Source organism: Candidatus Competibacteraceae bacterium (genome assembly GCA_016699715.1).
In the GTDB taxonomy this organism is placed as follows: Bacteria; Pseudomonadota; Gammaproteobacteria; order Competibacterales; family Competibacteraceae; genus Competibacter.
The window spans coordinates 1,463,286-1,489,019 of record CP065007.1 but is presented as its reverse complement, the minus strand read 5'-3'; the positions used below and the strand labels follow the sequence as shown (position 1 = coordinate 1,489,019).

Genomic DNA, 25,734 nt, shown 5'->3' with positions numbered 1-25,734 from the left:
GGTAGCCATTTCATGGGGTGGGAAGCCTGGTTTACCGGCGGCTTGATTCTGGCGCTGCTGGGGGTTCTGGTGACGACGCGGGCCGCACCGGACATGGTGTTCCTGGGGGGGCTGGTGCTGTTGGTGCTGGCGGGGATCGTACCGGCGGCGAAGGCATTCGAGGGTCTGGCCAACCAGGGTGTGATCACGGTCGGGGCACTGTATGTGGTGGTGGCCGGGCTGCGCGAGACCGGTGGGGCGCAGTGGCTGGTGCAGCGGATTCTGGGCCGACCGGCATCGCTGTCCCGGGCCCAGTTGCGCCTGATGTTGCCGGTCACGGTGTTGAGCGCCTTCCTCAACAATACCCCGGTGGTGGCCATGCTGATTCCCGGCGTGGGGGAGTGGGCGCGCAAGTACCGGTTGCCGGTCTCCAAGCTGATGCTGCCGCTGAGCTACGCGGCGATCCTGGGCGGCACCTGTACCCTGATCGGCACCAGCACCAATCTGGTGGTGAACGGCCTGTTGATCGATCGGGCCAACGTCAACCTGGGGATGTTCGACATCGCGCCGATCGGTCTGTCGGCGGCCATCGTCGGGGTGACGTTCATCATTCTGACCAGTCGCTGGTTGTTGCCGGACCGGCGACCGGCGGTGTCGCCGACCGACGATCCGCGCCGTTATACCCTAGAGATGCTGGTCGATCAGGACGGCCCGCTGGAGGGCAAGACCATCGAGGCCGCCGGCCTGCGGCATCTGCCCGATTGTTATCTGATGGAAATCGACCGCGACGGCGCGATATTGCCAGCGGTGTCGCCCCGGGAGACCTTGCAGGCGGGAGACCGGCTGGTCTTCGTCGGCGTGGTCGATTCGGTGGTGGATCTGCAACGCATCCGTGGCCTGACTTCGGCCTCGACTCAGGTGTTCAAGCTGGCCGAGCGGCGCAGCGACCGCCTGCTGGTCGAGGCGGTGGTCTCGAACACTTGCCCACTGATCGGGCGCAGCATCCGCGATGGCCGGTTTCGCAACCGCTACAAGGCGGTGGTGATCGCGGTGGCGCGCAACGGCGAACGGTTGCGCGGCAAGATCGGCGACATCGTGTTGCGGCCCGGCGATATCCTGCTGGTCGAGGCCGGGGTCGGTTTTCTGGAAGGACATCGCAACAGCCGGGATTTTTTTCTGGTCAGTCCGGTGCCCGATTCGACCCCGTTGCGTCACGAACGGGCCTTGCTGGCGCTCGGTATCCTGGTGACGATGGTACTGACGGCCGGGCTGGAGCTGGTCGGCATGTTCGAGGCGGCGCTGACGGCGGCGGCACTGATGGTGCTGACCCGTTGCGTCAGCGTCGCCGGTGCCCGGCAAAGCATCGACTGGTCGGTACTACTGGTGATCGCGGCGGCGTTCGGCATCGGCGGGGCGCTGCAAAGCACCGGGTTGGCCTTGGAAGTGGCGATGGCGATCCTGGGATTGGCGGGGGATTCGCCGACTCTGAATCTGGTGATGGTCTATCTGGCGACGGTATTGTTCACCGCCGTGATCAATAATAACGCGGCGGCGCTGCTGATGTTCCCGATTGCCCAGGCGGTGACGGCGAAACTGGGGGTAAGTATCGTGCCGTTCGCGCTGGGGATCATGATGGCGGCCTCGGCCGAATTCTCCACGCCGATTGGCTACCAGACCAACCTGATGGTGTACGGGCCGGGTGGCTACCGTTTCTCCGATTATCTGCGGATCGGCCTGCCGCTGAATGGGGTGGTGGCGCTGGTGTCGCTATCGATGATTTTCTGGTGGTATTGAGTGAGCGGGCCGATGGCGCGGTTGCGGGGGCTAAGTCTTTTCGGCCGGCGTCAGCGCATCCAGCGGGAACGTCAGCGCGTTGGGCTGTCCGAGCAGTTCCAACAGCACTCGCGCCCGGTGCGCGCCGTCGGTGTGCAGCAATTCCGCCTCATGGCCGGCGAACGGGCCGGTAATGATCCGCACTCGGGAGCCGGGAACCAGCGGCGATGGCAGATCCAATATGCCCCCCTCGCAGACCCGCCGCAATTCGGCGATCACCGGTTCGGGCACCGGCCGCAATTCACCGCCGAAGCGGACCAGTCCGACCACGCCGCGCGTCGAGCGGATCGGCCGCAGGTCGTCCTGGCCCGGCACGGCCCACAGAAACAGATAGCGCGGGAACATCGGCTCGATCACGTCGCGCCACTGGCCACGCAGTCGGCGCCGGATGCGGACCCGCGGCAGGAATACCGTGAATTCCTGCCGCGTCAGTTGTTCGGCCGCTTCCGTTTCCCGGCGCGGTTTGCTGAAGACAGCGAGCCAGCAGCCAGCGGCGGAATGGGTTTGAGCGGGGGAAGTGTTCATCATCGGATGCGCGTGTTTGGGCGATTAGCCTCCAAATATTCCTCACGCGCGCGCAAAACGCAAGCTGGCGTTCGGGTAAAAATCCCTTCGGGCGAGTGAGATAGGCTTGCGCCTAACGCCAAAACAACATTAACCTTACCGGCTGTCGTTCAGCTTTTGAACGAATTTGTGCCACAACGATTTACCGATGATGCCGCCCTGAGTACGGTAGGGCGGTAGCGTGACTTTCCGAACTTTTTTCGTACAAGACAGCCTTTTTAAATCATGAACAAGACCGCCCTCATCACCGGCATCACTGGCCAGGATGGCGCCTATCTGGCCGAATTTCTGCTGGCCAAGGGCTACACCGTCCACGGTATCAAGCGCCGCAGCTCGCTGTTCAACACCGACCGTATCGATCACCTCTATCAGGACCCGCACGAACCGGATCGCCGCTTCATTCTCCATCACGGCGATCTGACCGACTCCAGCAGCCTGATCCGCATCATCCAGCAGGTGCGACCCGACGAACTGTACAATCTTGCCGCCCAGAGCCACGTTGCCGTCTCCTTCGAGGAACCGGAGTACACCGCCAACTCCGACGGGCTCGGTGCTTTGCGTCTGCTGGAAGCCATCCGCATCCTGGGGCTGGAGCGGAAAACCCGTTTCTACCAGGCCAGCACCTCTGAACTGTACGGTCTGGTGCGGGAAACCCCGCAGCGCGAGACCACGCCCTTTTATCCGCGCTCGCCCTACGCCGTCGCCAAACTTTATGCTTATTGGATCACCGTCAACTACCGCGAGGCCTACGGGCTGCACGCCAGTAACGGCATCCTGTTCAACCACGAAAGTCCGGTGCGCGGCGAAACCTTCGTGACCCGGAAGATCACCCGCGCCCTGGCCCGTATCGCCCTCGGCTTGCAGGATTGCTTGTACTTGGGCAACCTGTCGGCCCGGCGCGACTGGGGCCATGCCCGCGACTACGTCGAGATGCAGTGGCTGATGCTGCAACAGGACACACCCGACGATTACGTGATTGCCACTGGCGAACAGCATAGTGTGCGTGAGTTCGCCAGCCGCGCCGCCGCCGTGCTCGGTCTGACGCTGCGCTGGGAAGGAGAGGGCGTCGCCGAGACGGGCATGGTCGCCGCCGTCGATGCCGCCGCCGCGTTGCCCGAGAGTGCTCGGGCGCTGGTCGACCGCACCGTGATCCGGGTCGATCCGCGTTACTTCCGCCCCACCGAGGTCGAAACGCTGCTTGGCGATCCCGGCAAGGCCCGCGAAAAGCTGGGCTGGACCCCGCGCACCGCCTTCGCCGATCTGGTCGCCGAGATGGCGCGCGAAGATCTGCGCCAGGCCCAATGCGACGCTTTGGTCAGGTCGGCCGGCTACCGCGCCTTCGATCGTCAGGAGTAGGGCTATGGAACGCGATGCCCGCATTTATGTCGCCGGCCACCGGGGTTTGGTGGGTTCGGCTATCGTCCGCCGCCTGCAACAGGCCGGTTATTCCCAACTCCTGGTCCGCACCCACGCCGAACTCGACCTGAGCGACCCGGCGGCGGTCGATGCCTTCTTTGCCGCCGAACGTCCCGAGTATGTGTTTCTGGCGGCGGCCAAGGTGGGCGGCATTCACGCCAACGCCAGCTATCCGGCCGAGTTCATCCGCGACAACCTGGCGATTCAGAGCAGTGTGATTCATGCCGCCTGGCGCCATGGGGTGAAGAAGTTGCAGTTTCTCGGTTCCTCCTGCATCTACCCCAAGCTGGCCCCGCAGCCGATTCATGAAGACAGCCTGTTGACCGGGCCATTGGAACCGACCAACGAGTGGTATGCCATCGCCAAGATCGCCGGCATCAAGACCTGTCAGGCCTACCGCCGCCAGTACGGTTTCAACGCCATCAGTCTGATGCCCACCAATCTCTACGGTCCCGGCGATAACTTCGATCTGGCCAATTCCCATGTCCTGCCGGCGCTGATCCGCAAGTTTCACGAGGCTCGAATCGCCGATGCGCCGAGCGTGACCGTCTGGGGTAGCGGTACGCCCCGCCGCGAGTTCCTGCATGTGGACGACTTGGCCGATGCTGCGTTGTTTCTCATGAGTACTTATGACGGTGAGGCGATTGTGAATGTTGGGGTGGGGGAGGACGTGACCATCCGCGAGCTGGCTGAGTTAATCCGTGAGGTGGTGGGCTATTCCGGCAAGATCGTGTTCGACCCCGGTAAGCCGGATGGGACGCCACGCAAGTTGTTGGATGTTGGGCGGTTGAATGGGTTGGGCTGGCGGGCGCGGATTCCGCTGGGTGAGGGGATTACCGCCACCTATGCCTGGTATTTGGAGCAGCAGGATGTCGGGGCATTGAGGCCTTGATGGTCCGCATGAACGGATTAGCGGCATTACGGTTCTTTGCTGAAGCTGCCGAAAATCCAGCGGGTGTATTTGGAGGATTTCGCCGGGGCGGCAACAAAATAATGAAAAATGCTGGTAAACAGTCTGAGCAGCTCATTTACATGAAAAGTGTAGATGGCCATCGCCAGTCGTACTTTGATCTTCTTGGCCCGATGTACGGACTTTCTCCTGTGACCGGTCAGATATCAGGTCGTCTATTTCAGCGCTTGGTTAACGCTAAATATCTGCTGTTCGCCTCACTCGATGAACACATGTTCTTATTCGTCGTTATCTCCATAATCCGTAGCGTTCTCGGTCGTCCCACAGTAGCGCTGTTTCTGCGTGCTCAAAAATGCTTTGAATATGGCAAGCTCATCTATCCCCTCAAGCGTTTCGTTTTTCGGGCATTGCGCCGTGTAAGACTGCTCACTGTCGTAACAATTACACCATTTGAGGTGGCCCCGCGCTACGCAGAGGTGGCGCGTGCCGGCGTGTGCGATCCGCAGTACTGGGATCTACATGACGGCATTGCGCTTCGTATGCCGGGATGCACCAGACTTTCTGACGAGGTGCGGGAGCGCGCTGTTAGCCGCAGAATCTGCTGTGTTTTGGGGGCGCTAGGGATTGGTAAGGGTCTCGGATTCTTAGTCGAGGCGTTGGAGCGGCATCCGCAGATTGTGAATCACGTCCTCATTGTCTGCGCTGGGCGTGTTATGCCGGGCAATGACGATCTCGCTGCACGATTATTGGCTCAAGGCGCACTGATTTTTGATCGGTTTATCTCGGACGCCGAGCTAGAGAGTCTCTACGGTATCGCCGATGCCATTTGGGCCTGCTATGCGCCGGATTATGATCAGGCTTCTGGCGTATTTGGGCGGGCGATCCAATGGGGGGTGCCGGTGATCGTGCGTGAAGGCTCGGTAATAGCCGCCTTCGCTGATAGGGCTTGCGCTGATTATCACCCTGTTGCTTTCGACGCCTACGAGTCCCTCGCGGCGATACTGGATCGGCTGTCTTCGCGGCAGGAGGTTACGCCAGCCCTGTCCGAGTTCGACCGAACCCACCTTGTCGGCACATGGCGGCGTCAGTTCGATGATACCGTTCGTGCGGGGCTGGAGTGTGGCAAGGTTGCTAATGCTAAAGATTGAATCATTCACTCAACAGCGCGTAAGGCAAGGCATCAAAAATACCGATGAAAGCTAAATTAAAACAGTTCATTGAACAGATTCTTGGTTGGAATTTCTGGATAGAGCGATCAGCCGATCCGGCAAGAATTAATGCACTGATTCGATCATTGAGGCCAAAGTCTACTGTCGCTCCATTAGTTAGGATTGGTCCGAATGGTGATGGTGGCTATTTGTTGCCCGATGATCTTGACGGCATCTCAGTCTGTGTCTCCCCAGGCATATCGGTAGAAATAGGTTTCGATTTAGCAATGGCGGAGCGCGGCATTCGTGTATTTATGGCTGATGCGTCGGTTGATGGTCCTCCTCAATCGAATAGCCGCTTTCAATTCGTGAAGAAATTTCTGGATGTCTTTGAGGATGATAAACATATACGACTTGATTCTTTATGCGCTTCAATTCAGCGGGAACTGTGCGGAGATCGTATTCTTCAGATGGATATTGAAGGCGCTGAATGGCGCGTACTGCTAGATGCTAATAGTGAAACTCTAAGAATGTTTCGGATCATGGTGATCGAATTCCACGATTTAAAGCAAGTATTTAGCCGCTATTCATTTGATTTTATTGAGGCTACTTTCCGCAAAATTTTGCAGACCCATTCTGTTGTACATTTGCATCCTAACAATATAGTTAATCCTACAGTATTTGATAGGTTTTCTGTTCCATCACTAATGGAAATCACCTTTTATCGTAATGATAGACCTTTCTCGATGCAAACAAACGATTTCACTTATCCTCATCCACTAGATATCGATAATGTATCTAGTAGTTCGACAGTCGTTCTTCCAGGTTGCTGGCGATCTTAACTAATGGAGAGCAGCGAGTGCTAAATTTTCTTGATCGTATAAAGCCGTCACATAAGGCGTTCTTAGGACGAATCGGACGTCACTTTGGCTTGGAAATTAAATTAAATGGTCCTAGGTCGCGAACTGATCTTAGGCTTGTACATTTTTTGCGAATGCATAATGTCGACCTTACTCTTGATGTGGGTGCAAATAAAGGGCAGTTTGCTCAAAGCCTATTTGCAGCAGGTTATCCTGGCAGGATTGTATCATTTGAGCCTCTTCCGCAAGTGTATACGGAACTATCAAAAACGGCAAAATTATTTGGTGATCGCTGGATCATTGGTCCTCAAATTGCGCTAAGTGACCGAACTGGGATAGCTGAATTTTATGTTACGGCTTCTGATACATCTAGTTCTCTATTTCAGCCGACAAAAAATTTCACTAATTCACTATCAGAAGTTCGAGTTGTCGATCATATTGAGGTTAAAACGGGGCGGCTTGATGATGTTGCTTCTCCATATATTTTGGATGTGAAAAATCTATTTTTGAAGCTGGATGTTCAAGGTGGGGAGCAGCTTGTTTTGAATGGAGCTGGGGATATACTGAGTCGTGCATGTGGGATTATCACTGAATTATGTGTCGATTCATTATATAGCGGGCAACCACCTGTCACCGATATGATGGAATTGCTTGCATCTTATGGATTTGAAATATGGGATATTTCATCGGCCTATAGGCAACCACAATCTCTTCGGCTTGGCGCTATCGACCTAGTCTGCTTTAAGCCTCCAACCACCAGTGAATTATGAGAGCCACGGAATCACTCCCGTTGCTTAATGATCGCGTGGGCATACTCCCGGCAGTAGATCGAGCTTTCGCGGCCTTGAGTGTACTTCTTGCCCCTGGTCGGCTTGGCCGTAATGCGCTGTTCGCTCTTAGCCAAAGCCTCGTTGTAGTATTTTGCATATTTTTCGTTTATCGCCTGCTGGTGGCCCATGTCGGTATTGAGCGGCTCGGCGTCTGGTCGCTGCTGATCGCTGGTTCTTCATTGGTGCGAATCGGTGATATCAGTGGCGCCGGCGCGCTGGCGCGGTTTGTCGCTATGGGTTCTCGAATCGGCGAGGCCGTGCCCGCCTGTGATTATGTGCATACCGTGATGCTGACGAGCATAGGCTTCAATATCGCGCTCGGTCTGGTGATTTATCTCGTGGGGCCGATGGCCTTGCCGCATTTTATCGCGGCGCAGTATTTAGCCGAGGCTGAAACGCTCTTACCCTTTGTGGTCGCTACGATGGTGCTTGGTGGTCTGGCGGTCGCTGTAACCTCCGGTATTGATGGAACGCAACGCGCTGATCAACGGGCTATCGTGGTTATAGTCGCGGCTTTGGCTTTTCTAACTGCAAGCTGGCTGTTGGTGCCGAGCTACGGCGTCATCGGTTATGGGGTCGCGTTGTTGCTACAGCAAATCATCATGTTAGGGCTGGGCTGGCTGGTGTTGCGGCTTCATGTAGCGGGTATTGGTTGGCTGCCATATCGTTGGCGATGCGGCGTGTTTGCAGAGACGACCGGTTATGCGCTGAAGTTGAATGCAATCGGAGTGATGGGCCTGCTGTTTGAGCCTTTGTCCAAGTTTGCCTTCAACCATGCCGGTGGCCCTGGCTTGGTTGCCTATTATGAACTGTCCTCCCGCCTCGTGGTGCAGGTCCGTGGTTTGGTGATTGCCGCCGCGACCCCGCTCATTCCGGCCTTTGCCGCGCTGCAATCCAGTGATCATTCGTCCGTTCGGCGGATGCTGGAGAAATCAACGCGGGTGGCGATGTTGGCAGCAATAGGTGTAGCGCTTCTCGCGCTCGCTGGTGCGCCGTTGATGAGTCTCATGGTATTTGGCCGGCTGGAGCCTGAGGTGCTGTCAATGAATGCAGAGCTGACGGTGGGTTGGGCCATTAATATCCTTGGTGTTCCGCTCTATTTCGCTGCCCAAGGGCAAGGCGTATTGCGCTGGAATTTCGTCAGCCATGCGCTGATTGCCCTCTCGGTGTTGGTGGGCGTGTTTTTTCTGGTTCCAACTTTTGGTTCGACGGGCCTTATCGCTGCAATCGTTACCGGGCTGGTTCTGAGCACATTTACCGTGGTCATTGGCAACGCCCATGTCCTTGGTATGATGGATGTGGTGCGACGCTTGCGCTGGGAACTCTTGGCGGCAAGCTTCGCCATTGCGGCAATAAGTGCGGCGGCGATGGGGGTCTACGTGGTGGCGTTAAGGTGAAGAGACGTGACCCATACTTGTAATTCAAAACAGAGGGCAGATGTAGATGCGCATGATATTCCGGTCACGGGAGGAACATTGATTTTCCCTCCCCGTCGGCCTATGTCTCGTCCGTTGAAGGTTTTCCGATTCCTGACCAGTCCAGCAGCCGCCTTCTTGCTGCTGTTTCCAACTATAGGCTATTACACGTTTGCTGCTTATGTGAATGTCATTTTTCCCGAAGGTAGCGTTGGCAATATCGTAATTCGTGCGGGATCTTTGGTAATTCTATCCATCGCTTTTACCAGTGTCCGTGCCAGACAAAAGAAGGGTTTCAACAAATTTCTGCTTCCGGTAACTATCTTTTTATTTTTCTACACGCTTAGGCTTGTTGAGAATATATTATTTTCGGACATTGAAATTATTCCTGGTAATAATACCCTTGTTCTTATGATATTTTTCTTTTCCAGCATTATTCCGGCTTATGTACTCGCATTCATCGAACCAGCAATTCGTGATGAGGACATGGTTGCACTGCTATCGGGTTTTGCTATCCTTTTCCTGGTCGGTGTCTGGCTTAATCGTGAGGCGCTCGCTGAATCTGCGGAAGTCCGAATGATGTTGACTAAGATTAATCCAATTTCTCTCTCTTATGTTGCTGTTAGTTTCATATTATACTATCTAATTCAATTCTCCCGATCTAAGCGAGTGATAATTGAAGCATTATTGATTACTCCGGTGTTGCTGGTAATAATTTCTCTGGCGCGGTCACGGGGAGCAATGATTTCCGGGATTTTGACACTGATTATTTATATTCTGATTACTAAGGGAAGCCGTAGAATCTCGATGTTGGTCATACTCGGTGGTGCAGTCACATTAATCGCGTTGTTCGCTAACCCTATCTATTTAGAAAGTGCCATGGATGCACTCAACAGAATCGATACCCACGATGACCTGTCAACAAAGGGTCGTATCCTTTCCTTCGAGGGAGCATGGGAACAATTCTTGGAAAATCCCCTCATTGGAAGATATGCTATTGAGCTTCAAACGGGGGTTTATTCGCATAACATTCTCTTGGATTCGCTTATGTCCGTCGGTCTGATTGGGAGTATTCCATTCGCATTACATATTGGCTTGGCTCTTCGTGCGACCATTGGGATTATAAGGAATCACACAGATTCGTTTGCGCATGTATTTATAGCACTCCTTTTCATCAGAGATTTTATTGGTTCACAATTTAGCGGATCACTTTGGGGGTCTTCCGGGTTCTGGATCACTTCGTTTATTGTAATTAGTATTTGGTACGGACGTAAACGTAATCAACTGACTCAGCGAGTAATACTATGAAACCAAAACAAATTGCTAAAAAGTTATGGGCTAAGCTCCAAAACCACTTTTTTGGGCTACTCGGTTTTGATTATATTTCATTATATAAAGTAAACCGTCGTAACGATTTAAAAGAGATTGGCTCACGATATGGAAGCTGGGTAGTCCCATCGACTTTAATTGATGCCAACTCAGTTTGTTACTGTGTTGGCTGTGGTGAAGATATTTCGTTTGATCTTGGATTAATTGAGTATTTTTCATGTGATGTATTTGCTTTTGATCCAACGCCGAGAGCAATTAGTTATGTTGAAAAGGTAGCGGGTCAAAATCCTAAATATCATTTTTTTGAGGTGGGGCTTTGGGATAAGGAAGATACACTAAAATTTTACGTTCCACGCAATATAGAACATGTCTCTCATTCCCTTGTGAACCTTCAAAAAACTGATGAATATATTGTCGTTAAAGTGAAAAGACTAAAAGATATAATGAATGAGATTGGTCATAAAAAAATAGACCTAATAAAAATAGACATAGAAGGAGCGGAGTATAAGGTTATAGATTCTATCATTGAGGATGGAATTAAAGTTAAAGTAATCTGTGTAGAATATGATGAATATTTCAATCAATTAGATAGTAATTATAAAAATAGAATTCGATATTCAATTAGCAAATTACTTTCTGCTGGCTATCTGTTAATTTATGCGCAGGGTAACGGCAATTATACCTTTGTAAAAGCAGCACCAATTCTTGATCCTTGCTAATGCATCTGTGCGCATTCCTTATTCTAGTCCGACCAGAAAGTTGACGAGCGATACCAACCCAGTGAAATGGACGCTCATGATGAAAGATGTGGTTCTTCGTCGATTCTTGTGGGTTTGGTGTTGTTGTAGGGCGAATTTTACGATCTTCAAAGATAACAAGCCGAAGTGAACAAATGCCAACATTCATCAAGAAGTTGATCGCTATTCTTGCCGGTCTAATTGCGCTTATTTTCAGCATAGTATTGACCGCTCGTGAGGTTCAAAGTATAGACGAAGTAGCCAATCAACAGATCAAGCCAGATTGGAGCCAGTTACCAATATTTGCCATGCGTGGTGGGCTAGAGGTTTTTTGGAATGTTCTTGATCGAACCAATGGGGAAAACGAGACTCAAGCGTTCGCACATGGCTTCAAGCCCATTACACTGATCAATCCCTATGCTGATTATCCCGGTAAGCAACAGGAAAATATTGCACATTATCTCGATAAAGGTAATAAAAACCCTTGGGTAAAGCCATCATTTTTTGAGCGGATCATCAAGCGCAACATTACTGCACAACGCAGTTGTGGTATTTACGTCCATGATATCGAGTTCGAATTTCAGGAGGATGCCGCCAAAGCTTGGGCTGATCCGTCCATTCGCGCAGCCTCCAAAGCGGAGACCCTTCACCACTTCGAGGAAACCTACTTCCAAGAGTGGGCCGAATGGTTCTGGCTACCCCTCAAATGGACGAAGGAGATTGATCCCGATTCTCGCGTTGGTCTCTATGGGGTACAACCTTTCCGTCGAGACTATTGGGGGATCGCAGGCAAAACAGCTCAACAGATCGATGGAACACACCACTCTGACTGGAAACTCTGGCAATACATTGATCGGTACGTTGATTTTTATATCGCCAGTATCTATGCTTTCTACGATTCCCCCGAAACAATCTTCTATATGGCTGCAAATGTCGAGGAGAACTATCTGCGTACACGACGGTTAGGTGACAAGCCTTTGTTTGCCTATGAATCGTTGCAATTTCAGAAAGATGGACATCGCGAACTCGAACCGTATCTTGCCGAAGCGATGGCCATACTCCCCTTCTTCAGTGGGGCTAAAGGTATCGTCCTGTTTGGCTATGAACCACAACTGAAGCCTGGTGATGGTCCGCCTTACGCAAGGTTGTCGCTCTTCATGCAATCTCTCAACAGGGTTGCAAACCTGTCGGACAAGATTGGCAAGGCACGTCTTGTTATCGACGAACCAGCCCATGTGCTCTGGAAAGAGAAACGCCCACTTATCCGTCAATTGATTGTGAATGACGGCGAGTGCATCGTTATGGCGATCAATCCCTGGCAGGAAGAAACAGCCGAGACGAATACACCAGTAAGATGTGGCAATACCACCTTCCAAGTCACCATGAGGGGACGTCATACGACACTCACTGAGATTGGGGAGATGGCAAAAATACTACAGCCGCAACACAAAGAACCAAGCTCATCTTGACGGCCTTCCAAAATCGCCCGATGACCACGCCTTGTGCCAAACCCGTATAGCAACCTGTGATGAAGCGCTCAAGTTTACCTTTACGCGTTCTAATATTACAGCCCGTCATACCCACCTACCGAAAGAGGGTATTCGAGATTCTCTCAGCCAGTAGTGATCCAGTATTCACGATTATTGCGGGAGATCATGCAGAGGGATTACGCACACTACAAGGCGCCGAGCTAGATCAAATTCGACACCATCTTGTTGCACCTCGAAACATTCGTTTTGGAGGGCATTCTGGTTTCACTTGGCACCCTGAAGCCTGGCGCTTGGTACGTCGTGAGCAGCCGGATTGCGTAATCGTTCAAGGTAGTGTTTATGACATCACCAGTTGGCTCGTGTTGTTATGGGGGCGCTGGTGCAACGTGCCTGTTCTCAGTTGGACGATTGGTCTTCAAAGGTCAGAGTCTGGACCGAAATGGTGGTTCAGGCGCGCTTTTTACAATCTTGCGCGTGGGCTTTTGCTTTATGGCGATTATCCAAAGCGGCTGCTAACTGATGGGGGAGTGCCTGCTGACCGGATTCATGTTATCTACAATTCACTCGATGTGTCGGCGCAACGTGCGGCTGAGGCGATGGTGCGTGAGGAAGACGTTCAGCAGTTGCGTGAGAAACTAGGAATTGCTGCCGGTGCTTTTGTGCTGCTCTTCATCGGACGAATCGTCCCTCGTAAAAGATTGAGTATTTCTTTACATGCTATTACCGCACTTGCTGCACAAGGATACGATGTTCATCTTCTGCTTATCGGTGACGGTGACGACGTTGATAATTTACATAGCCTTTCACTCCAACTGGCGACCCAAAGAAAAGTTCATTTTGTAGGCGCTATTTATGACGAAATAGAGATCGCTAAATATATGAAGTTGAGCGCAGCAGCTTTGATTCCAGAGGCAGGGTTACCGATTATACACCCTATGGGCTACGGGCTACCTCCAATCATCTCCGATAATTTGGCTCGTCACGGAACCGAGTGGGAGGCTGTTGAAGAAGGACAGACAGGTTTCTTCTATTGCGATAATGATATCGATTCACTCATCACGGTTATTAAAAAATGTTTACTAGATGATGAGATGCGACTTATCATTTCCAAAAATGCTCGGAGGCGTGCGGTCGAACGATACACATCGGAACAGCATGCCGCACGTATTATTGAAGGTGTGCTACGCTTTACTAGGCGTGATTAAGTGCGTTTTTCTAGTAAAAAAACACAATGGTGCAAACATGAAAACGAAAATTCCTCGCCAAGATAATGATGTTTTCCTTGATGGGGAAAAACTCTACGGGAACGATTTCAGTGAGTCCGAAATTGAAGAGTGGTTTCGGGACGAGCAAGAAGGGTACGCTGAACTCGGTCTATATCATAGATCACATCACAGATATGGTTACCATAAGTTAAATTGGCATCATGGTTACTCGTATTTACCTAATAACCAGCGATTTCGGCATGTCCTTTGTTTTGGAGAGGCCTATGGCGAAGAATTGCAACCTATTTCCGGAAAGATAGATTTTGTCACACTATTGGATCCATCCGAAGTATTTTCAGGTGTGGATCGAATCTTCGGTATTCCATGTAGATATGTTAAGCCTACGGCTTTGGGAGATTTACCATTTGCTGACTCGACTTTTGATTTAGTAACCTGCCATGGCGTCATGCATCATATTCCTAATGTTTCCAAAGTAATTAAGGAGTGTTCAAGGTGTTTAGTGAAAGATGGCGTAATGCTTCTGCGGGAGCCAATTTCATCTATGGGTGATTGGCGATATCCTAGACCTGGCCTTATAAAAAGAGAGCGAGGTATCCCTTTAAAGCTGCTAACTTCAATATTGACTAATGCTGGTTTTTTAATCGAAAAAACGTTTATGTATGTTTCCGGTAACGAGGGTGTTTTTTAATAAAGTAAACGTGTCTCCTTATAATAATGCCTTGGCTGTGTGGATCGACTTAGTTATCTGCCGGATTTTCGCATGGAATATTAAATACTACCGAGCTAATATAATTTCTAAACTTGGGCCAGGATCCGTCTATTTTGTCTTGAGAAAAATTTGATATGTTTTTAATCGACATCATTGCGGGAGCGCGCCCGAACTTCATGAAAATAGCGCCGATTATTCGGGCGTTGGATGCCCAGAAAGCGACAGGTGGGCAGTTACGCTACCGCTTGGTGCATACCGGCCAACACTACGATGCCCGGCTATCGGGCACTTTTTTTGCCCAACTTGGCATCCCGGAGCCGGACGTGAATCTGGAAGTAGGTTCCGGCACCCAGGCGGAGCAGACCGCAGCGATCATGACACGCTATGAACGGTTACTGCTGGATGTGCGCTCAGATTTATGTCTGGTGGTCGGCGATGTAACCTCGACGATGGCTTGCGCCATTGCGGCGCAGAAACTGTGTGTACCGGTGGCGCATGTGGAGGGTGGCATACGCTCCGGTGACTGGAGTATGCCGGAGGAGATTAACCGCAGGGTGACCGATGCAATCACCAACTGGTTCTTCACTACCAGCACCTATGCTAATGAGAATCTGCGTAAGGCGGGGGTAAACGAAGAGCAGATTTTCTTTGTCGGCAATACCATGATTGACAGCCTGCTTGCTCACTTGGAGCGGTTGCAGCCCCCGCTGTTCTGGGATGAACTTGGGTTGCGGACAGGCGAATATTTCGTGGTGACTCTGCATCGGCCAGCTAATGTAGACGAGGCTGGGGCGTTAGAGCGAATGTTGACAGCGATCGCCGAGGGGACGCACGGCCTGCCGGTGGTCTTCCCTGTACATCCGCGCACCGCCAAGACCCTGCGCGAGTTGGCTGATTTGCCAGCGAGCCTGCGGCTGGTTGATCCCCAGCCCTATCTGGAATTCAACTACCTGGTCAAAAATGCTAAGGCGGTGATCACCGATTCCGGTGGGATTACCGAAGAGGCAACCGTGCTAGGCGTACCTTGCATGACACTGCGCGATACCACCGAGCGGCCTGAGACCATCACTGTTGGCACCAATGCCTTGATCGGTACCGACCCCATCAAGCTGGCTCCCGCGCTTGATCGGCTGTTCGCCAACAAGTGGCAACAGGGTGGAATTCCGGAGCTGTGGGATGGGCACGCGGGGGAACGGATCGTTGCAGTGTTAGAAAAAATTTTACTAAAAAATCAATCCACAACTTACTAAAGAAGACCTATAAGGTGTCGCTGAGGAGTTAATGCAGAGCATTGATTGGCTTTCGACCGGCGAGGCTTTTTATGAGGAATATAAATTTTATGGAACGAGGGATAGTGATCTTTGATCCCTTGATAACCCAAATCAACCCAAGCTTCCACGGTGGAGAGACCCGGCTGCTGAGGATCTAATTCCTCTTTCAATAACGCGTAGTCATGCCGGCTACCGGCCACTGTTGGGCCAACAACTGGAATGCCTTTATTGCTGTCCCCGATCACCGTGTTTTTCAGAGTATGGTGGCGTTTCTTGCCACTAAAATAATGTTTTTGTTTACGCGCATGGTGAGGGCGGCAACAAAGCCTTTCTGTCGCATCAAAATAATCTTCTGATGATGATCAATAGATTGCTTATCAGTATTGGCAGGCTTAAAATGGCGATACGGTAAGATATGCAAGCGTTTTTCAGCCTGCTTTAAAATAGGCATAAATTTAACAAAATTTTCTTGGGCTTTGGCTAGACTCAGGTCAAACAAGCAACCCAGCACATCAAATGTCGGATAGTTTTTGAGATAAAGCAGGATAAAAAAGAGTTTTAAATCGGGTGAGAATAATGCACCTTTCCGACCGCCACCCGGCTTTCTTTGACGTTGTAAGCGGTGTTTTTGGTAACGCTGTTGTTGGGCCAACTGCAAACACTTTGCAAACTCAGGTAGAATAAGGTCAAATTCTTTCTGAGAGAGTCCAGTACAGGCTCTAAATTGTCTGTAACTCTTCACACCCCTCCCGGTAATGGCTAACTTCCCCTCGGGGAGTAGGTATGGAAAACTAGAGTCCAGCCCCACGATCAACCACCATGCACCTCAGTCCACATAGCCTGCGCCAATGAGACCACGCCTACCTGGATTCGCTGGGGGAGGCCGAGGTGCGTGCGCTGTCGGGCAAGCTGCTGGACGATTTGAAGGAGGCGCTGGACCGGTTGAATCAAGGACCGGACAACAGTTCGCGGCCGCCGAGCAGTCGGGCGCCGTGGGACCGACCGGGTGGCGGGCCGAAATCGGATGCCGCCGATGCGGCGGACGAGGGACCCGAGTCGGCGGAGGCGAAGCCGGAGTCAGCGGAACGGCCATCGGCCGAGGCGAAACCGGCGAAGGTCCCCGCGGCCCGCAAACCGGGCAAGCAACCGGGAGCGCCGGGGGTGGGCCGCACGCAGGTGTTCCAAGCGAATGCCGAACAGGCCCATTACCCCGACACCTGCGCCGGCTGTGGCCGGCCGCTGGACCCGGTGGGCGCGGTGGCCTACACCGGGTTTCAGGCGGTCGACCTGCACTGGGGCGATCCGGCGCGACCGGGGCTGACCGTGTGGGTGGTGGACCATCGCTATTACGAGGTGCCCTGCGCCTGTGGCCATCGGACTCGGGCGCTAGCCGGTCAAGGGGTGGTCGATCCGTTACTGGCGGGTATAACACTCGGGGAATGGCGGCTCGTGGGTCCTGGGCTGGCCACGCTGATCGTGGCACTGGCTTTCCGGTTCCGGCTGTCGCGGGCACGGATTCGCGAATTCCTGGACGAGTGGCTGGGACTGAAGCTGAGTACCGGCACGATCCATCGGACGCTCCACGAAGCCGGCGCGGCGGTGGCGCCGGCGGAAGACGAACTCGTCCAGGCGGTTCTGGACAGTCATCTGCTGCACGCCGACGAAACCTCCTGGCCCGAACACGGTCGGCCGCTGTGGCTGTGGGTGTTTGTCGCGGCGACCGCGACCCTGTACTACGTGGCCGGGCGCGGCAAGGAGCGGGTCGAGAACGTGCTGGACGGCTTTAGCGGCTGGCTGATGAGCGATGGCTGGATGGCGTACCGCCACGACCCGCGCCGGTTACGCTGTTGGGCGCACCTGATTCGCAAGGCGCGGGGCCTGGCCGAGAGTGGCGACCGCGAGGCCCGTGTCTTTGGCCGGTTCGTGCTGGAGACCTTGGAGGCGCTGATGGCGGCGGTCTACGCCGCCCGCGAAGGTCCGCTCCCGGTCGATTGGCCCACTCAACACGCGTCGCGGGTGGCGGCGTTGCGCGCCGCCTGCGAGCGGCGCCAAGGGAGCGACCACGCTAAAACCCACGCCTTGGCGGTGGAGTGGCTCAATGACTGGGACGCCATCTTCCAGGTACTGCGGTACCCGAAACACCCCTTAACGAACAACGAGGCCGAGCGCGCCCTGCGGCATGGGGTGATCGCGCGCAAGATCAGTCACGGCACCCGCACCCCGGTCGGCTCGCGGGTCTTCGCCCTGCTCGCCAGCGTCATCGACACCTGCCGCCAACGCGGCCACTCCCCTTGGCGCACTCTCGAACGCGCCATCGCCGACCGCCGCGCCGGACTGCCTCTCGCCCCTTTACCCCAGTAGAGTAGAGGGGAATGAACGGCTACCCTGATAGATATCCTTCACCACGCGAACGGCATGAGCCAAAGACCCGCTCCTCCTTGGAGTAAAGCGTTTTGAACGATGCTTCGTTCAAGGAGGATGGATGACCCGCGAGCTATCGGTGTTCCACACCATTGCAGGTCTCCAGGTGCAATCGGGCGGCACTTCAAAAGCGGTCGTCGATCTAGCGGATGCCCTGGGCCAGCAACCGGCCATCCATCCGGTGCTGGTTTCGCAAGCGTTGCTGGGGGAATCCACACTCCCCTCGCTGAATCCAAACGTGCAACGATTGATCGCCAATACAAACTCGCCAAATGCCTTGCGGCTTGGATTGCCGTTGCGCGGCGCACTGCACAACCTCATCAAGGATCATGAATTTTCACTGATTCAAAATCATGGTTTGTGGCTGCCGGTCAATCATTGGGTCTCTCGATTCGCCCGCACGCACCGCATCGCCATGATTGCGCAACCGCACGGCATGCTCGAACCCTGGGCCATGAACCATAAGGCATGGAAGAAACGGCTGGCCTGGAACCTTTATCAACGCCGCGATTTGGAATCGGCGGCGGTATTACACGCTACGGCGGAACAAGAAGCGGAGAGTTTTCGTCAACTCGGACTACGCCAACCCATCGCCATTATCCCCAATGGCACCGATCTCCCGGAATGGCGCGACCAAGCGTATCCCAAAGGAACGCCCAGAAAAATGCTGTTCCTCTCCCGAATCCATCAAAAAAAAGGTTTGCTGAATCTGATCCAGGCTTGGCAAATCGTCAGGCCCAGTGGCTGGAAAATGATCATCGCCGGTCCCGACGAAGGCGGACATCAACCGATCGTCGAAGCCGCCATCCATCAAGCCGGCTTGCAGGACGATTTTGAATTCACCGGCTCGGTGTACGGCGACGAAAAAGAAGCGCTGTACCGTTCGGCGGAGGTGTTCGTCTTGCCCACCTTCAGCGAAAACTTCGGGCTGGTCGTTGCGGAGGCGCTGGCCTGTGGCGTTTCGGTCATCACCACCAAGGGCGCTCCGTGGCAAGGCTTGCACACCCACCGCTGCGGCTGGTGGATCGACATCGGTGTGGAACCGCTGGTCGCCGCCTTGCGCGAAGCGATGAATCTCCCGCCTGACACCTTACGCGAAATGGGCCAGCGGGGAAGAACCTATGTCGAACAGAATTTCGGCTGGCCCGGCATCGCCCAGCAAATGCTGTCGGTTTATCGCTGGGTGTTAGGGCAGGGCGAGCGGCCGGATTGCGTTCATCTTGACTGAAAGAAATGCAAAGAAAGCCAAAAGCCAAAATGAACCCCATCGTCTACATAGAAACGTCTGTCGTATCGTATCTCACCGCGCGTCCAAGCCGGGATCTCGTCATCGCGGCGCGGCAGATGTGGACCCGCGAATGGTGGGAACTCGCCTCTCAAGCATGGACATTGCGGATTTCTGATCTGGTGCTGGAAGAAGCCAGCCGTGGCGATTCCCATGCCGCCGCGTTACGGATCGATGCTTTGGGGTATCGAGGCATGGCCCATCACGCCGGATGCGGAAACCTTGGCGACCCGGCTGATTGAATTACAGGCCCTACCGCCGACCGAACCCGAAGATGCGCTGCATGTCGCTCTGGCCACCGTATCCGCAGAGCCCACTACCTCGTGACTTGGAACTTTGCTCACCTGGTCGGGCCAGATTCCAAATTGAAATTGCTCGATGCCCTGCGTGCCTGCGGCTATCGTCCACCCCTCCTCACGACCCCAGAAGAGTTGCTGGAGATCATGCAATGACCCACCCCGACCCCATCTTGGCCGAACTTTGGGAAGTCAAGCGCCAAATCAATGCAGAAGCCGGATATCGTGTCGAAGAACTCACCCGTATGGCTAGAGAATCGGCGGAAAAAATTCGGCATCAATGGCAACAGAAGGGGTTGACCGCGACCCGCCAAGAGGAAAAAAGACCGGCCACCCACGAAGCGTAATGGGCGAACAGTCCCCTCTCCCCCAACCCCTCTCCCGCACGCGGGCGAGGGGAGCTTTACTACGCCGCCTCCGGCGCGCAGGCGCGGGGAGTGAATGCTTACCCCGCTTACTTTAATCACAAGATGAACGACTGATGAAGCTCGAATTTGACCCGGAAGCTGATGCGGTTTACCTGGAATTGATCGATGCCGAAATCGAAGCATCGAAAGAAGTGCAACCGGGCATCATTCTTGACTATGACCTTGAAGGGCGTGTTGTAGGAATTGAGGTGCTTCACGCCCGCCAGCGAAACCAATGACCTTTGCAAAAAGCGCCTCGAAAGGTCAAAGGCGCAAGGCGCAAGGTGAAGACCTCCCGATGACCGACCACGATCACGGCTACAAGCGGCTGTTTTCCCACCCGGAAATGATCCGGGATTTGCTGTTGGGCTTCGTCCGCGAACCCTGGATCGCCGACCTTGACTTCGCTACCCTGGAAAAATACCCCGGCGAATTCATCGACGACCGGCTCCAGCAACGCCGCAATGACATCATCTGGCGGCTGCGCCGCGGGCCGGACTGGCTCTACCTCTACGTCCTGCTCGAATTCCAGTCCGGCGTGCATCCCTTCATGGCCGCTCGGCTATCCACCTACCTCGACCTGCTCTACCAGGATCTGATCCGGGGTCGGCAACTCGAACGACGGCAACCGGGACAACCGCGCCGCCTGCCGCTCGTCCTCCCGATCGTTCTCTACAATGGTCGCCGGCGTTGGACCGCCCCCACCGACCTGGCCGAGCTGATCGAACCCGGCCCGACTGGTCTGGACGCCTACCGACCCCGGCTGCGCTACCTGCTCATTGACGAAAGCGCCTACGCTGATGCCGAGTTGGCGACGATGCGCAACCTGGCCGCCGCCCTGTTCCGCCTGGAAAACAGCCGCGACCCCGAGACCGTGCGCGAAGTGCTAGCCGCCCTGATCCAATGGCTCAGTGCCCCGGAACAGAGGGAACTGCGCCGCTCCCTGCTGCTCTGGTTGCGTGAAGGGTTTCTACAAACGCGGCTGCCACAGGTATCATTCCCCGAACTCAACGACCTGGAAGAGGTGCGCATTATGCTCGCTGATCGTGTACTCGACTGGACCGAACAATGGAAACAACAGGGTCTGCAAGAGGGGCTGCAACAAGGCCTGCAACAAGGCCTGCAACAAGGCCTGCAACAAGGCCTGCAACAAGGCCTGCAACAAGGCCTGCACTCAGAACGGCGGGCCTTGTTGCGACTGATCCGCCGGCGCTTCGGTGAAGCCACCACCGATCAAAGCACCCTGATGCTGGAGCGAATCGAGCAACCAGCCATTCTTGAGGATCTGTTCGAGAAGCTGCTCGACTGCCCGGATGAAAGCGCTTGGCTGGCGCGATTGCAGGCGAAGGTCGAAGAAGGCGAAACACACTGAAGTATCGAATTCGAGAAACCGGATCGGTCCATGACCCATGACCAGAACTTCAAAAACCTGATTCTGGACTACCCACGCCCAGCCTTGGAATTCTTCGCTACCACCGAAGCCGTGGACCTCAGCACCGCCCGGATTCTGCCAGTCCGCCAGGAACAACTGAAGGAACGGCTCGGCGACCGTTTTCGCGAGCTCGATGTTCCTCTACTGGTGGAATGGCCCGATGGCCGACGTGCCGCCCTGCTGTTCGTCATCGAAGAACAAACCGAACCTCAGCGCTTCTCTATCCATCGACTGGCGCATTATTGCCTCGACCTCGCCGAACTGCTTGACACCTGCCAAGTGATCCCCGTGGTCATCTTCCTCCACCCCGGCGCCTATCCCGCCACCTTGCGGATGGGCAGCGACCACACCACCTACTTGAACTTCCACTTCATCGCCTGTGCGCTGCCCCGCCTATCCGCCGCCCGCTACCAGGACAGCACCAACATCGTTGCTCGGCTCACTTTGCCCACCATGGCCTATCCTCCCGAGCAACGGCTGGCGGTCTACGCCAGCGCTCAGGATGGCCTGGCCGGACTGGAACCGGATCCAGAGCGACGGCTCAAATACGTCGACTTCATCGATGCTTACGCCCAACTCAGCGAAGATGAATGGCATGTTTACCAGCGTGACTACCTCTCGCGCAGTACCCAGAAGGAAACTCTCATGGGCATGTTGCACTACTCCCGGCAGGAAGGTCGGCAGGAAGGTCGGCAGGAAGGTCGGCAGGAAGGTCGGCAGGAAGGTCGGCAGGAAGGTTTGAATTCGGAACGACGGGCCTTGTTGCGACTGATCCGCCGTCGCTTCGGTGAAAACACCGCTGATCAAAGCACCCTGATGCTGGAGCGAATCGAGCAACCAGCCATTCTTGAGGATCTGTTCGAGAACCTGCTCGACTGCCCGGATGAAAACGCCTGGCTGGCGCGGCTGCAAGCGGCGGCTGGAGAAGCCGGGTACTAAACTATGCCTGCCAAGCTCCGCAAGTCATTAATCACGAAGGGGTTCCGACATGAGAACTGGATTAGATATTGACGAAGATGTACTTGCGGCTGCCAAGGCTCACCACCCGCTTGACCTCCATCATCAATAAGATAGAACGCGCCAAACGCAGTTCTGTATATTGATCTTTCAGGGGCTAAAGCATGGGAGCCAAGCGAATGACCATAACTGCTTATGAAATTGACTTTTACCAGTGGACACAACAGCAGGCGGCGCTCATGCGTCAGGGTGAATTTAACCGTGTCGATTTAGATATTGAGAACATCGCAGAGGAAATTGAGAGCATGGGACGCCGTGATCGTCACGCTCTCAGGAGCTATTTACACAACATTCTGATACATCTTCTCAAATGGCGGTATCAACCTGAGCGACGTGGAATCACTTGGCGGCTGTCTATTAAGAATGGACGCCACCAAGTTGACATTCTGGTGGAGGATAGTCCGAGCTTGCAGAGGAAAATCCCTGATTTGATGGCTAAGGAATACGCTCAAGCACGAGAAAACGCTGCTCTGGAAACCGGATTGCCATTGGCAACCTTCCCGGAGTTATGCCCGTTCACGGTCGAACAGATCACCGGCGATGGCGGCCGGCATCACCGATCACCTGTGGACGGTCCGTGAACTCTTGTCGTACCGGGTATCGCCTCTTTACTGGCAAGAACAACCCCTCCTGGAAAAGTTGTTCCCCAGTTGGCCCGAGATTCATCACGGAAGTTAAGGGGCACTACCGGGTAGCCTATGGCGCAACCGTTTTATAGCGTTACCTGCAGTTAATGAGCATTTACGGTCCACGACTTTGGGCATGACCCCCCCACCACTACATCTTGTGGTCTCCACGGGAGATCTCATAGAGCCTAAAAACTATGAAAAAAATTGGAATTATTACTTACCACTTTGTCACAAATTATGGTGCTGCACTGCAGGCTTGGGCTCTGCAGAAATTTTTACAATCATTAGGCCATGAAGTATTTATTATTGATTATCGTCCTAGTTATCTAACATCGGGTGGATATTTTTGGTGGCCGGTGGATGCCTGGCATTGCCATGCAAATCTTGTTATTGCTTACCTCAAATTAATGACGCTTCGGCAGGCTCTTCTAGGAGATGGGGGTAAAACTACGAATTTTGCAATTTTTCATGAACGCTTTCTCAAAACTAAAAAACCTATTTATCATTCACTTAATGAACTAAAAAGAAAACCACCTGAGGCCGATATATTTATTTGCGGAAGCGATCAGATCTGGAATGCTTCAGTACAGTTTGGTATTGACCCCGCTTATTTCCTCGACTTTGTACCGTCTGGTATAAAGAAAATATCTTATGCGACTAGTTTCGGTAGATCATTTATTGAGGAACGATTTAAGCAAGAGACTGCTAGATTGATTGCCCGGTTGGATGCAATTGCTATACGTGAGCAAAGTGGTGTGGAGATTGTGAAAAACCTTACAGGTAAAAAGGCAATATGGGTGCCTGATCCTACTCTACTGGTTGAGGATGGATATCCAGAGGTTGAGCGACCTCTCGCAGTACCATCTGATTATTTATTTTCATATACTCTGCGTAGTCGAGAATTAGTTGCAAAGGTTGAAAAACGAGTTGGGCAGAGTCAGAAATTAAAAATTGTTTCCCCTGAAATATTGAAGTTAACTAAGATAGGAGCCCCAGGGCCGCTTGAGTGGTTAGGATATATTAAAGCTGCAAAATTTGTCGTAACTAATAGTTACCATGGGACTATTTTTAGTATTATTTTCCGAAAACCTTTTATTTTTGTGGGTCTCAGCGGACATAAAGCAGATTTTAATGAGCGAGCTTTATCATTGCTTGACAGGCTAAAGTTATCAGCGCATGTAATCTCTGATTTTAACGAGGAAAAGATAGATGCAATTTCTAAGGTTATACCAGATTGGGATTATATATATAGTGAAGTCGCAACTTGGCGGAAAATAGCACGATCTTTTCTTGAGTTAGAGGTTAATTAAGTGCAAAATAAATTTGGTTCTTCGAGGGTTCTTGTGGAAATCTGGGTATTGATATCGCATCAATGCTGCTCACCATGATGGGCTCATTAATAGTCCATTGATCTGCAATAGTATCTACTTCACCGCAAGCTGGCACAATGGGCCAAAATCTGTTTTTGAACACCAGCCTCACAGAAACCATCGAAGAATCCATAAATTTTCTTAAATATGAGTTGAAGCTGCTGATATGATAGGCAAAATAACAAAGCTTTTTCAATTTTTTTTAGAGTATATCAGGGATTTTTTCTTGGCTATTCGCTTTAATACATATTCACCGTTTGAGGAAAAAGACCGTAAATTATTTTATCAAATTATAATTCTTTCTCATGCTATTGAAAAAGGTCTCTCATTTCCAAATTTACGTCCTCTTTTTGGTCGTGAAAAAATTGAATTGATAATGCGAATGATTCAAGAATTCAATAAAAGTTTTTCTTTATTTCCTCTTGAGATGTCCAGCGGAGCACTACAAAACTATGTTGAAGTTCATCGTGCAATGGGGGTTATTGATCCGTTTTTAGAAACAGTCGATAAATTTGCAAGAGATAAAATTATTTTTGATAAAATTGAACCTAAGGGAGGGATTAAAAAAATTTCTTTTTATCCAGATCCAGAAAATAAATTTAGTAATAAAATGAACCTCCAATTTCTTGAATCTAGATTCAGTTGTCGGGTATATGAATCTGGAGTTATTTCTGAAGAGACCATAGATAACGTAGTAACCATTGCACAGCAGACCCCTTCGCAGTGTAACCGCCAGTCTGTGCGCCTACACTGCTTTCAAGAAAAATCAAAAATTGAAGAACTATTGTTACTTCAAGGTGGTGCGGCAGGTTTTTATGAGGGAGTTTATAATTTATTCATCGTTACATCTGAGGCTACTGCGTGGGGAGGCTTTGGACAGCGTAATCAGGGTTACGTTGATGGGGGGTTATTTTCAATGGGTCTCTTATTGGCCTGTCATGCGCATAATATTGGAACATGTGCATTGAATCTCGCAGTTGGCAATTCGCATGAAAATAAGATTAAGAAAATAGCAAACATTCATCCTCGAGAGAGATTAATTATGATGATAGCTTTCGGCTATTATCCTGTCGAGGGTAGGTTAAAAGCAGCGATGTCTCCGCGCTTATCTGTGCAACAGGTTCTCCGAAAACATTCGATTGACTAGTTCTTAAAATTGA

At 52.7% G+C, this 25,734-nt stretch carries 22 protein-coding genes and 4 pseudogenes; 23 read left to right on the top strand and 3 right to left on the bottom strand.

Features of this window, described 5'->3' with window-relative positions; all coding sequences use genetic code 11:
* Window positions 1-12: 12 nt before the first annotated feature.
* A complete protein-coding gene (locus IPM89_06655; GenBank protein ID QQS55468.1) occupies window positions 13-1,773 on the top strand; it encodes an SLC13 family permease in 1,761 nt (586 codons plus the stop codon).
* A gap of 30 nt (window positions 1,774-1,803) precedes the next feature.
* Here the strand turns inward: IPM89_06655 and IPM89_06650 are convergent, their stop codons facing one another.
* Window positions 1,804-2,340 carry a transcription/translation regulatory transformer protein RfaH gene (locus tag IPM89_06650; protein QQS55467.1) on the bottom strand — a complete coding sequence of 179 codons (537 nt, stop codon included), beginning with the start codon at window positions 2,338-2,340 and terminating at the stop codon, window positions 1,804-1,806.
* 261 nt (window positions 2,341-2,601) lie between these two features.
* On the opposite strand from IPM89_06650, the gene gmd reads away from it, so the two are divergent.
* The 12 genes from gmd (at window position 2,602) to wecB (ending at window position 15,696) form a co-directional block, all read left to right on the top strand.
* Window positions 2,602-3,732 carry a GDP-mannose 4,6-dehydratase gene (gene gmd / locus IPM89_06645; GenBank protein QQS55466.1) on the top strand — a complete coding sequence of 377 codons (1,131 nt, stop codon included), beginning with the start codon at window positions 2,602-2,604 and terminating at the stop codon, window positions 3,730-3,732.
* Window positions 3,733-3,736: 4 nt separating this feature from the next.
* Window positions 3,737-4,684, top strand: a complete 948-nt coding sequence (locus IPM89_06640; GenBank protein QQS55465.1) for a GDP-L-fucose synthase — start codon at window positions 3,737-3,739, stop codon at window positions 4,682-4,684.
* Window positions 4,684-5,850: a glycosyltransferase gene (locus IPM89_06635; protein ID QQS55464.1), complete on the top strand. Its 1,167-nt coding sequence runs from the start codon at window positions 4,684-4,686 to the stop codon at window positions 5,848-5,850. The genes IPM89_06640 and IPM89_06635 overlap by 1 nt, the downstream gene beginning before the upstream one ends.
* A gap of 44 nt (window positions 5,851-5,894) precedes the next feature.
* Window positions 5,895-6,692, top strand: a complete 798-nt coding sequence (locus IPM89_06630; GenBank protein QQS55463.1) for an FkbM family methyltransferase — start codon at window positions 5,895-5,897, stop codon at window positions 6,690-6,692.
* Window positions 6,693-6,844: 152 nt separating this feature from the next.
* On the top strand, window positions 6,845-7,480 hold the full coding sequence (locus IPM89_06625) for an FkbM family methyltransferase (protein QQS55462.1): 636 nt from the start codon (window positions 6,845-6,847) through the stop codon (window positions 7,478-7,480).
* A gap of 20 nt (window positions 7,481-7,500) precedes the next feature.
* Window positions 7,501-8,937: a hypothetical protein gene (locus tag IPM89_06620; GenBank protein QQS55461.1), complete on the top strand. Its 1,437-nt coding sequence runs from the start codon at window positions 7,501-7,503 to the stop codon at window positions 8,935-8,937.
* Between the two features lie 6 nt (window positions 8,938-8,943).
* Window positions 8,944-10,263 carry an O-antigen ligase family protein gene (locus IPM89_06615; protein ID QQS55460.1) on the top strand — a complete coding sequence of 440 codons (1,320 nt, stop codon included), beginning with the start codon at window positions 8,944-8,946 and terminating at the stop codon, window positions 10,261-10,263.
* Complete coding sequence (locus IPM89_06610; protein ID QQS55459.1) at window positions 10,260-11,003, top strand: FkbM family methyltransferase; 744 nt, start codon at window positions 10,260-10,262, stop codon at window positions 11,001-11,003. Before IPM89_06615 ends, IPM89_06610 begins: the two co-directional genes overlap by 4 nt.
* Before the next feature lie 173 nt (window positions 11,004-11,176).
* Window positions 11,177-12,490 carry a hypothetical protein gene (locus IPM89_06605; protein ID QQS55458.1) on the top strand — a complete coding sequence of 438 codons (1,314 nt, stop codon included), beginning with the start codon at window positions 11,177-11,179 and terminating at the stop codon, window positions 12,488-12,490.
* 59 nt (window positions 12,491-12,549) lie between these two features.
* Window positions 12,550-13,716, top strand: coding sequence for a glycosyltransferase family 4 protein (locus IPM89_06600; GenBank protein QQS55457.1), 1,167 nt, complete (start codon window positions 12,550-12,552; stop codon window positions 13,714-13,716).
* Window positions 13,717-13,753: 37 nt separating this feature from the next.
* On the top strand, window positions 13,754-14,425 hold the full coding sequence (locus IPM89_06595; protein QQS55456.1) for a class I SAM-dependent methyltransferase: 672 nt from the start codon (window positions 13,754-13,756) through the stop codon (window positions 14,423-14,425).
* Between the two features lie 155 nt (window positions 14,426-14,580).
* On the top strand, window positions 14,581-15,696 hold the full coding sequence (wecB, locus tag IPM89_06590) for a UDP-N-acetylglucosamine 2-epimerase (non-hydrolyzing) (GenBank protein QQS55455.1): 1,116 nt from the start codon (window positions 14,581-14,583) through the stop codon (window positions 15,694-15,696).
* Here wecB and IPM89_06585 read toward each other — a convergent pair.
* Both IPM89_06585 and IPM89_06580 read right to left on the bottom strand, forming a co-directional pair.
* Window positions 15,693-16,058: pseudogene (locus tag IPM89_06585) on the bottom strand (hypothetical protein). The gene wecB and the pseudogene IPM89_06585 sit on opposite strands and share 4 nt — an antisense overlap.
* A complete protein-coding gene (locus tag IPM89_06580) occupies window positions 15,971-16,459 on the bottom strand; it encodes a transposase family protein (protein QQS55454.1) in 489 nt (162 codons plus the stop codon). Before IPM89_06580 ends, IPM89_06585 begins: the two are co-directional and overlap by 88 nt.
* A gap of 77 nt (window positions 16,460-16,536) precedes the next feature.
* Here IPM89_06580 and IPM89_06575 point away from each other — a divergent pair.
* The 10 genes and pseudogenes from IPM89_06575 (at window position 16,537) to IPM89_06530 (ending at window position 25,721) form a co-directional block, all read left to right on the top strand.
* Window positions 16,537-18,078 (top strand): annotated as a pseudogene (locus IPM89_06575) (IS66 family transposase).
* A 121-nt stretch (window positions 18,079-18,199) separates the two neighbouring features.
* Window positions 18,200-19,366, top strand: coding sequence for a glycosyltransferase (locus IPM89_06570; protein QQS55453.1), 1,167 nt, complete (start codon window positions 18,200-18,202; stop codon window positions 19,364-19,366).
* Between the two features lie 29 nt (window positions 19,367-19,395).
* Window positions 19,396-19,875, top strand: a pseudogene (locus tag IPM89_06565) (type II toxin-antitoxin system VapC family toxin).
* Window positions 19,872-20,066, top strand: coding sequence for a hypothetical protein (locus tag IPM89_06560; GenBank protein QQS55452.1), 195 nt, complete (start codon window positions 19,872-19,874; stop codon window positions 20,064-20,066). Before IPM89_06565 ends, IPM89_06560 begins: the two are co-directional and overlap by 4 nt.
* A gap of 134 nt (window positions 20,067-20,200) precedes the next feature.
* Window positions 20,201-20,365 (top strand): DUF2283 domain-containing protein, encoded by a 165-nt coding sequence (locus IPM89_06555; protein QQS55451.1) that lies wholly within the window; start codon window positions 20,201-20,203, stop codon window positions 20,363-20,365.
* A gap of 59 nt (window positions 20,366-20,424) precedes the next feature.
* Window positions 20,425-21,417, top strand: a pseudogene (locus IPM89_06550) (Rpn family recombination-promoting nuclease/putative transposase).
* Window positions 21,418-21,528: 111 nt separating this feature from the next.
* Window positions 21,529-22,497 carry a Yae1 family protein gene (locus tag IPM89_06545; GenBank protein ID QQS55450.1) on the top strand — a complete coding sequence of 323 codons (969 nt, stop codon included), beginning with the start codon at window positions 21,529-21,531 and terminating at the stop codon, window positions 22,495-22,497.
* Window positions 22,498-22,694: 197 nt separating this feature from the next.
* Window positions 22,695-23,156: a DUF29 domain-containing protein gene (locus tag IPM89_06540; GenBank protein QQS55449.1), complete on the top strand. Its 462-nt coding sequence runs from the start codon at window positions 22,695-22,697 to the stop codon at window positions 23,154-23,156.
* 242 nt (window positions 23,157-23,398) lie between these two features.
* Window positions 23,399-24,514, top strand: a complete 1,116-nt coding sequence (locus tag IPM89_06535; GenBank protein ID QQS55448.1) for a polysaccharide pyruvyl transferase family protein — start codon at window positions 23,399-23,401, stop codon at window positions 24,512-24,514.
* Window positions 24,515-24,800: 286 nt separating this feature from the next.
* Complete coding sequence (locus tag IPM89_06530; protein QQS55447.1) at window positions 24,801-25,721, top strand: nitroreductase family protein; 921 nt, start codon at window positions 24,801-24,803, stop codon at window positions 25,719-25,721.
* Window positions 25,722-25,734 lie beyond the last annotated feature (13 nt).

What these genes read in the sequence shown, in the direction of transcription:
- IPM89_06635 (QQS55464.1), top strand. Translation starts at nt 4,684, where the DNA reads ATGGTCCGCATGAACGGATTAGCGGCATTACGGTTCTTTGCTGAAGCT.
- IPM89_06545 (QQS55450.1), top strand. Translation starts at nt 21,529, where the DNA reads ATGACCCATGACCAGAACTTCAAAAACCTGATTCTGGACTACCCACGC.
- IPM89_06555 (QQS55451.1), top strand. Translation starts at nt 20,201, where the DNA reads ATGAAGCTCGAATTTGACCCGGAAGCTGATGCGGTTTACCTGGAATTG.
- IPM89_06595 (QQS55456.1), top strand. Translation starts at nt 13,754, where the DNA reads ATGAAAACGAAAATTCCTCGCCAAGATAATGATGTTTTCCTTGATGGG.
- IPM89_06655 (QQS55468.1), top strand. Translation starts at nt 13, where the DNA reads ATGGGGTGGGAAGCCTGGTTTACCGGCGGCTTGATTCTGGCGCTGCTG.
- gmd (QQS55466.1), top strand. Translation starts at nt 2,602, where the DNA reads ATGAACAAGACCGCCCTCATCACCGGCATCACTGGCCAGGATGGCGCC.
- IPM89_06610 (QQS55459.1), top strand. Translation starts at nt 10,260, where the DNA reads ATGAAACCAAAACAAATTGCTAAAAAGTTATGGGCTAAGCTCCAAAAC.
- IPM89_06540 (QQS55449.1), top strand. Translation starts at nt 22,695, where the DNA reads ATGACCATAACTGCTTATGAAATTGACTTTTACCAGTGGACACAACAG.
- IPM89_06650 (QQS55467.1), bottom strand. Translation starts at nt 2,340, where the DNA reads ATGATGAACACTTCCCCCGCTCAAACCCATTCCGCCGCTGGCTGCTGG.
- IPM89_06605 (QQS55458.1), top strand. Translation starts at nt 11,177, where the DNA reads ATGCCAACATTCATCAAGAAGTTGATCGCTATTCTTGCCGGTCTAATT.
- IPM89_06560 (QQS55452.1), top strand. Translation starts at nt 19,872, where the DNA reads ATGACCCACCCCGACCCCATCTTGGCCGAACTTTGGGAAGTCAAGCGC.
- IPM89_06535 (QQS55448.1), top strand. Translation starts at nt 23,399, where the DNA reads ATGAAAAAAATTGGAATTATTACTTACCACTTTGTCACAAATTATGGT.
- IPM89_06630 (QQS55463.1), top strand. Translation starts at nt 5,895, where the DNA reads ATGAAAGCTAAATTAAAACAGTTCATTGAACAGATTCTTGGTTGGAAT.
- IPM89_06600 (QQS55457.1), top strand. Translation starts at nt 12,550, where the DNA reads ATGAAGCGCTCAAGTTTACCTTTACGCGTTCTAATATTACAGCCCGTC.
- IPM89_06640 (QQS55465.1), top strand. Translation starts at nt 3,737, where the DNA reads ATGGAACGCGATGCCCGCATTTATGTCGCCGGCCACCGGGGTTTGGTG.
- IPM89_06625 (QQS55462.1), top strand. Translation starts at nt 6,845, where the DNA reads ATGCATAATGTCGACCTTACTCTTGATGTGGGTGCAAATAAAGGGCAG.
- wecB (QQS55455.1), top strand. Translation starts at nt 14,581, where the DNA reads ATGTTTTTAATCGACATCATTGCGGGAGCGCGCCCGAACTTCATGAAA.
- IPM89_06570 (QQS55453.1), top strand. Translation starts at nt 18,200, where the DNA reads ATGACCCGCGAGCTATCGGTGTTCCACACCATTGCAGGTCTCCAGGTG.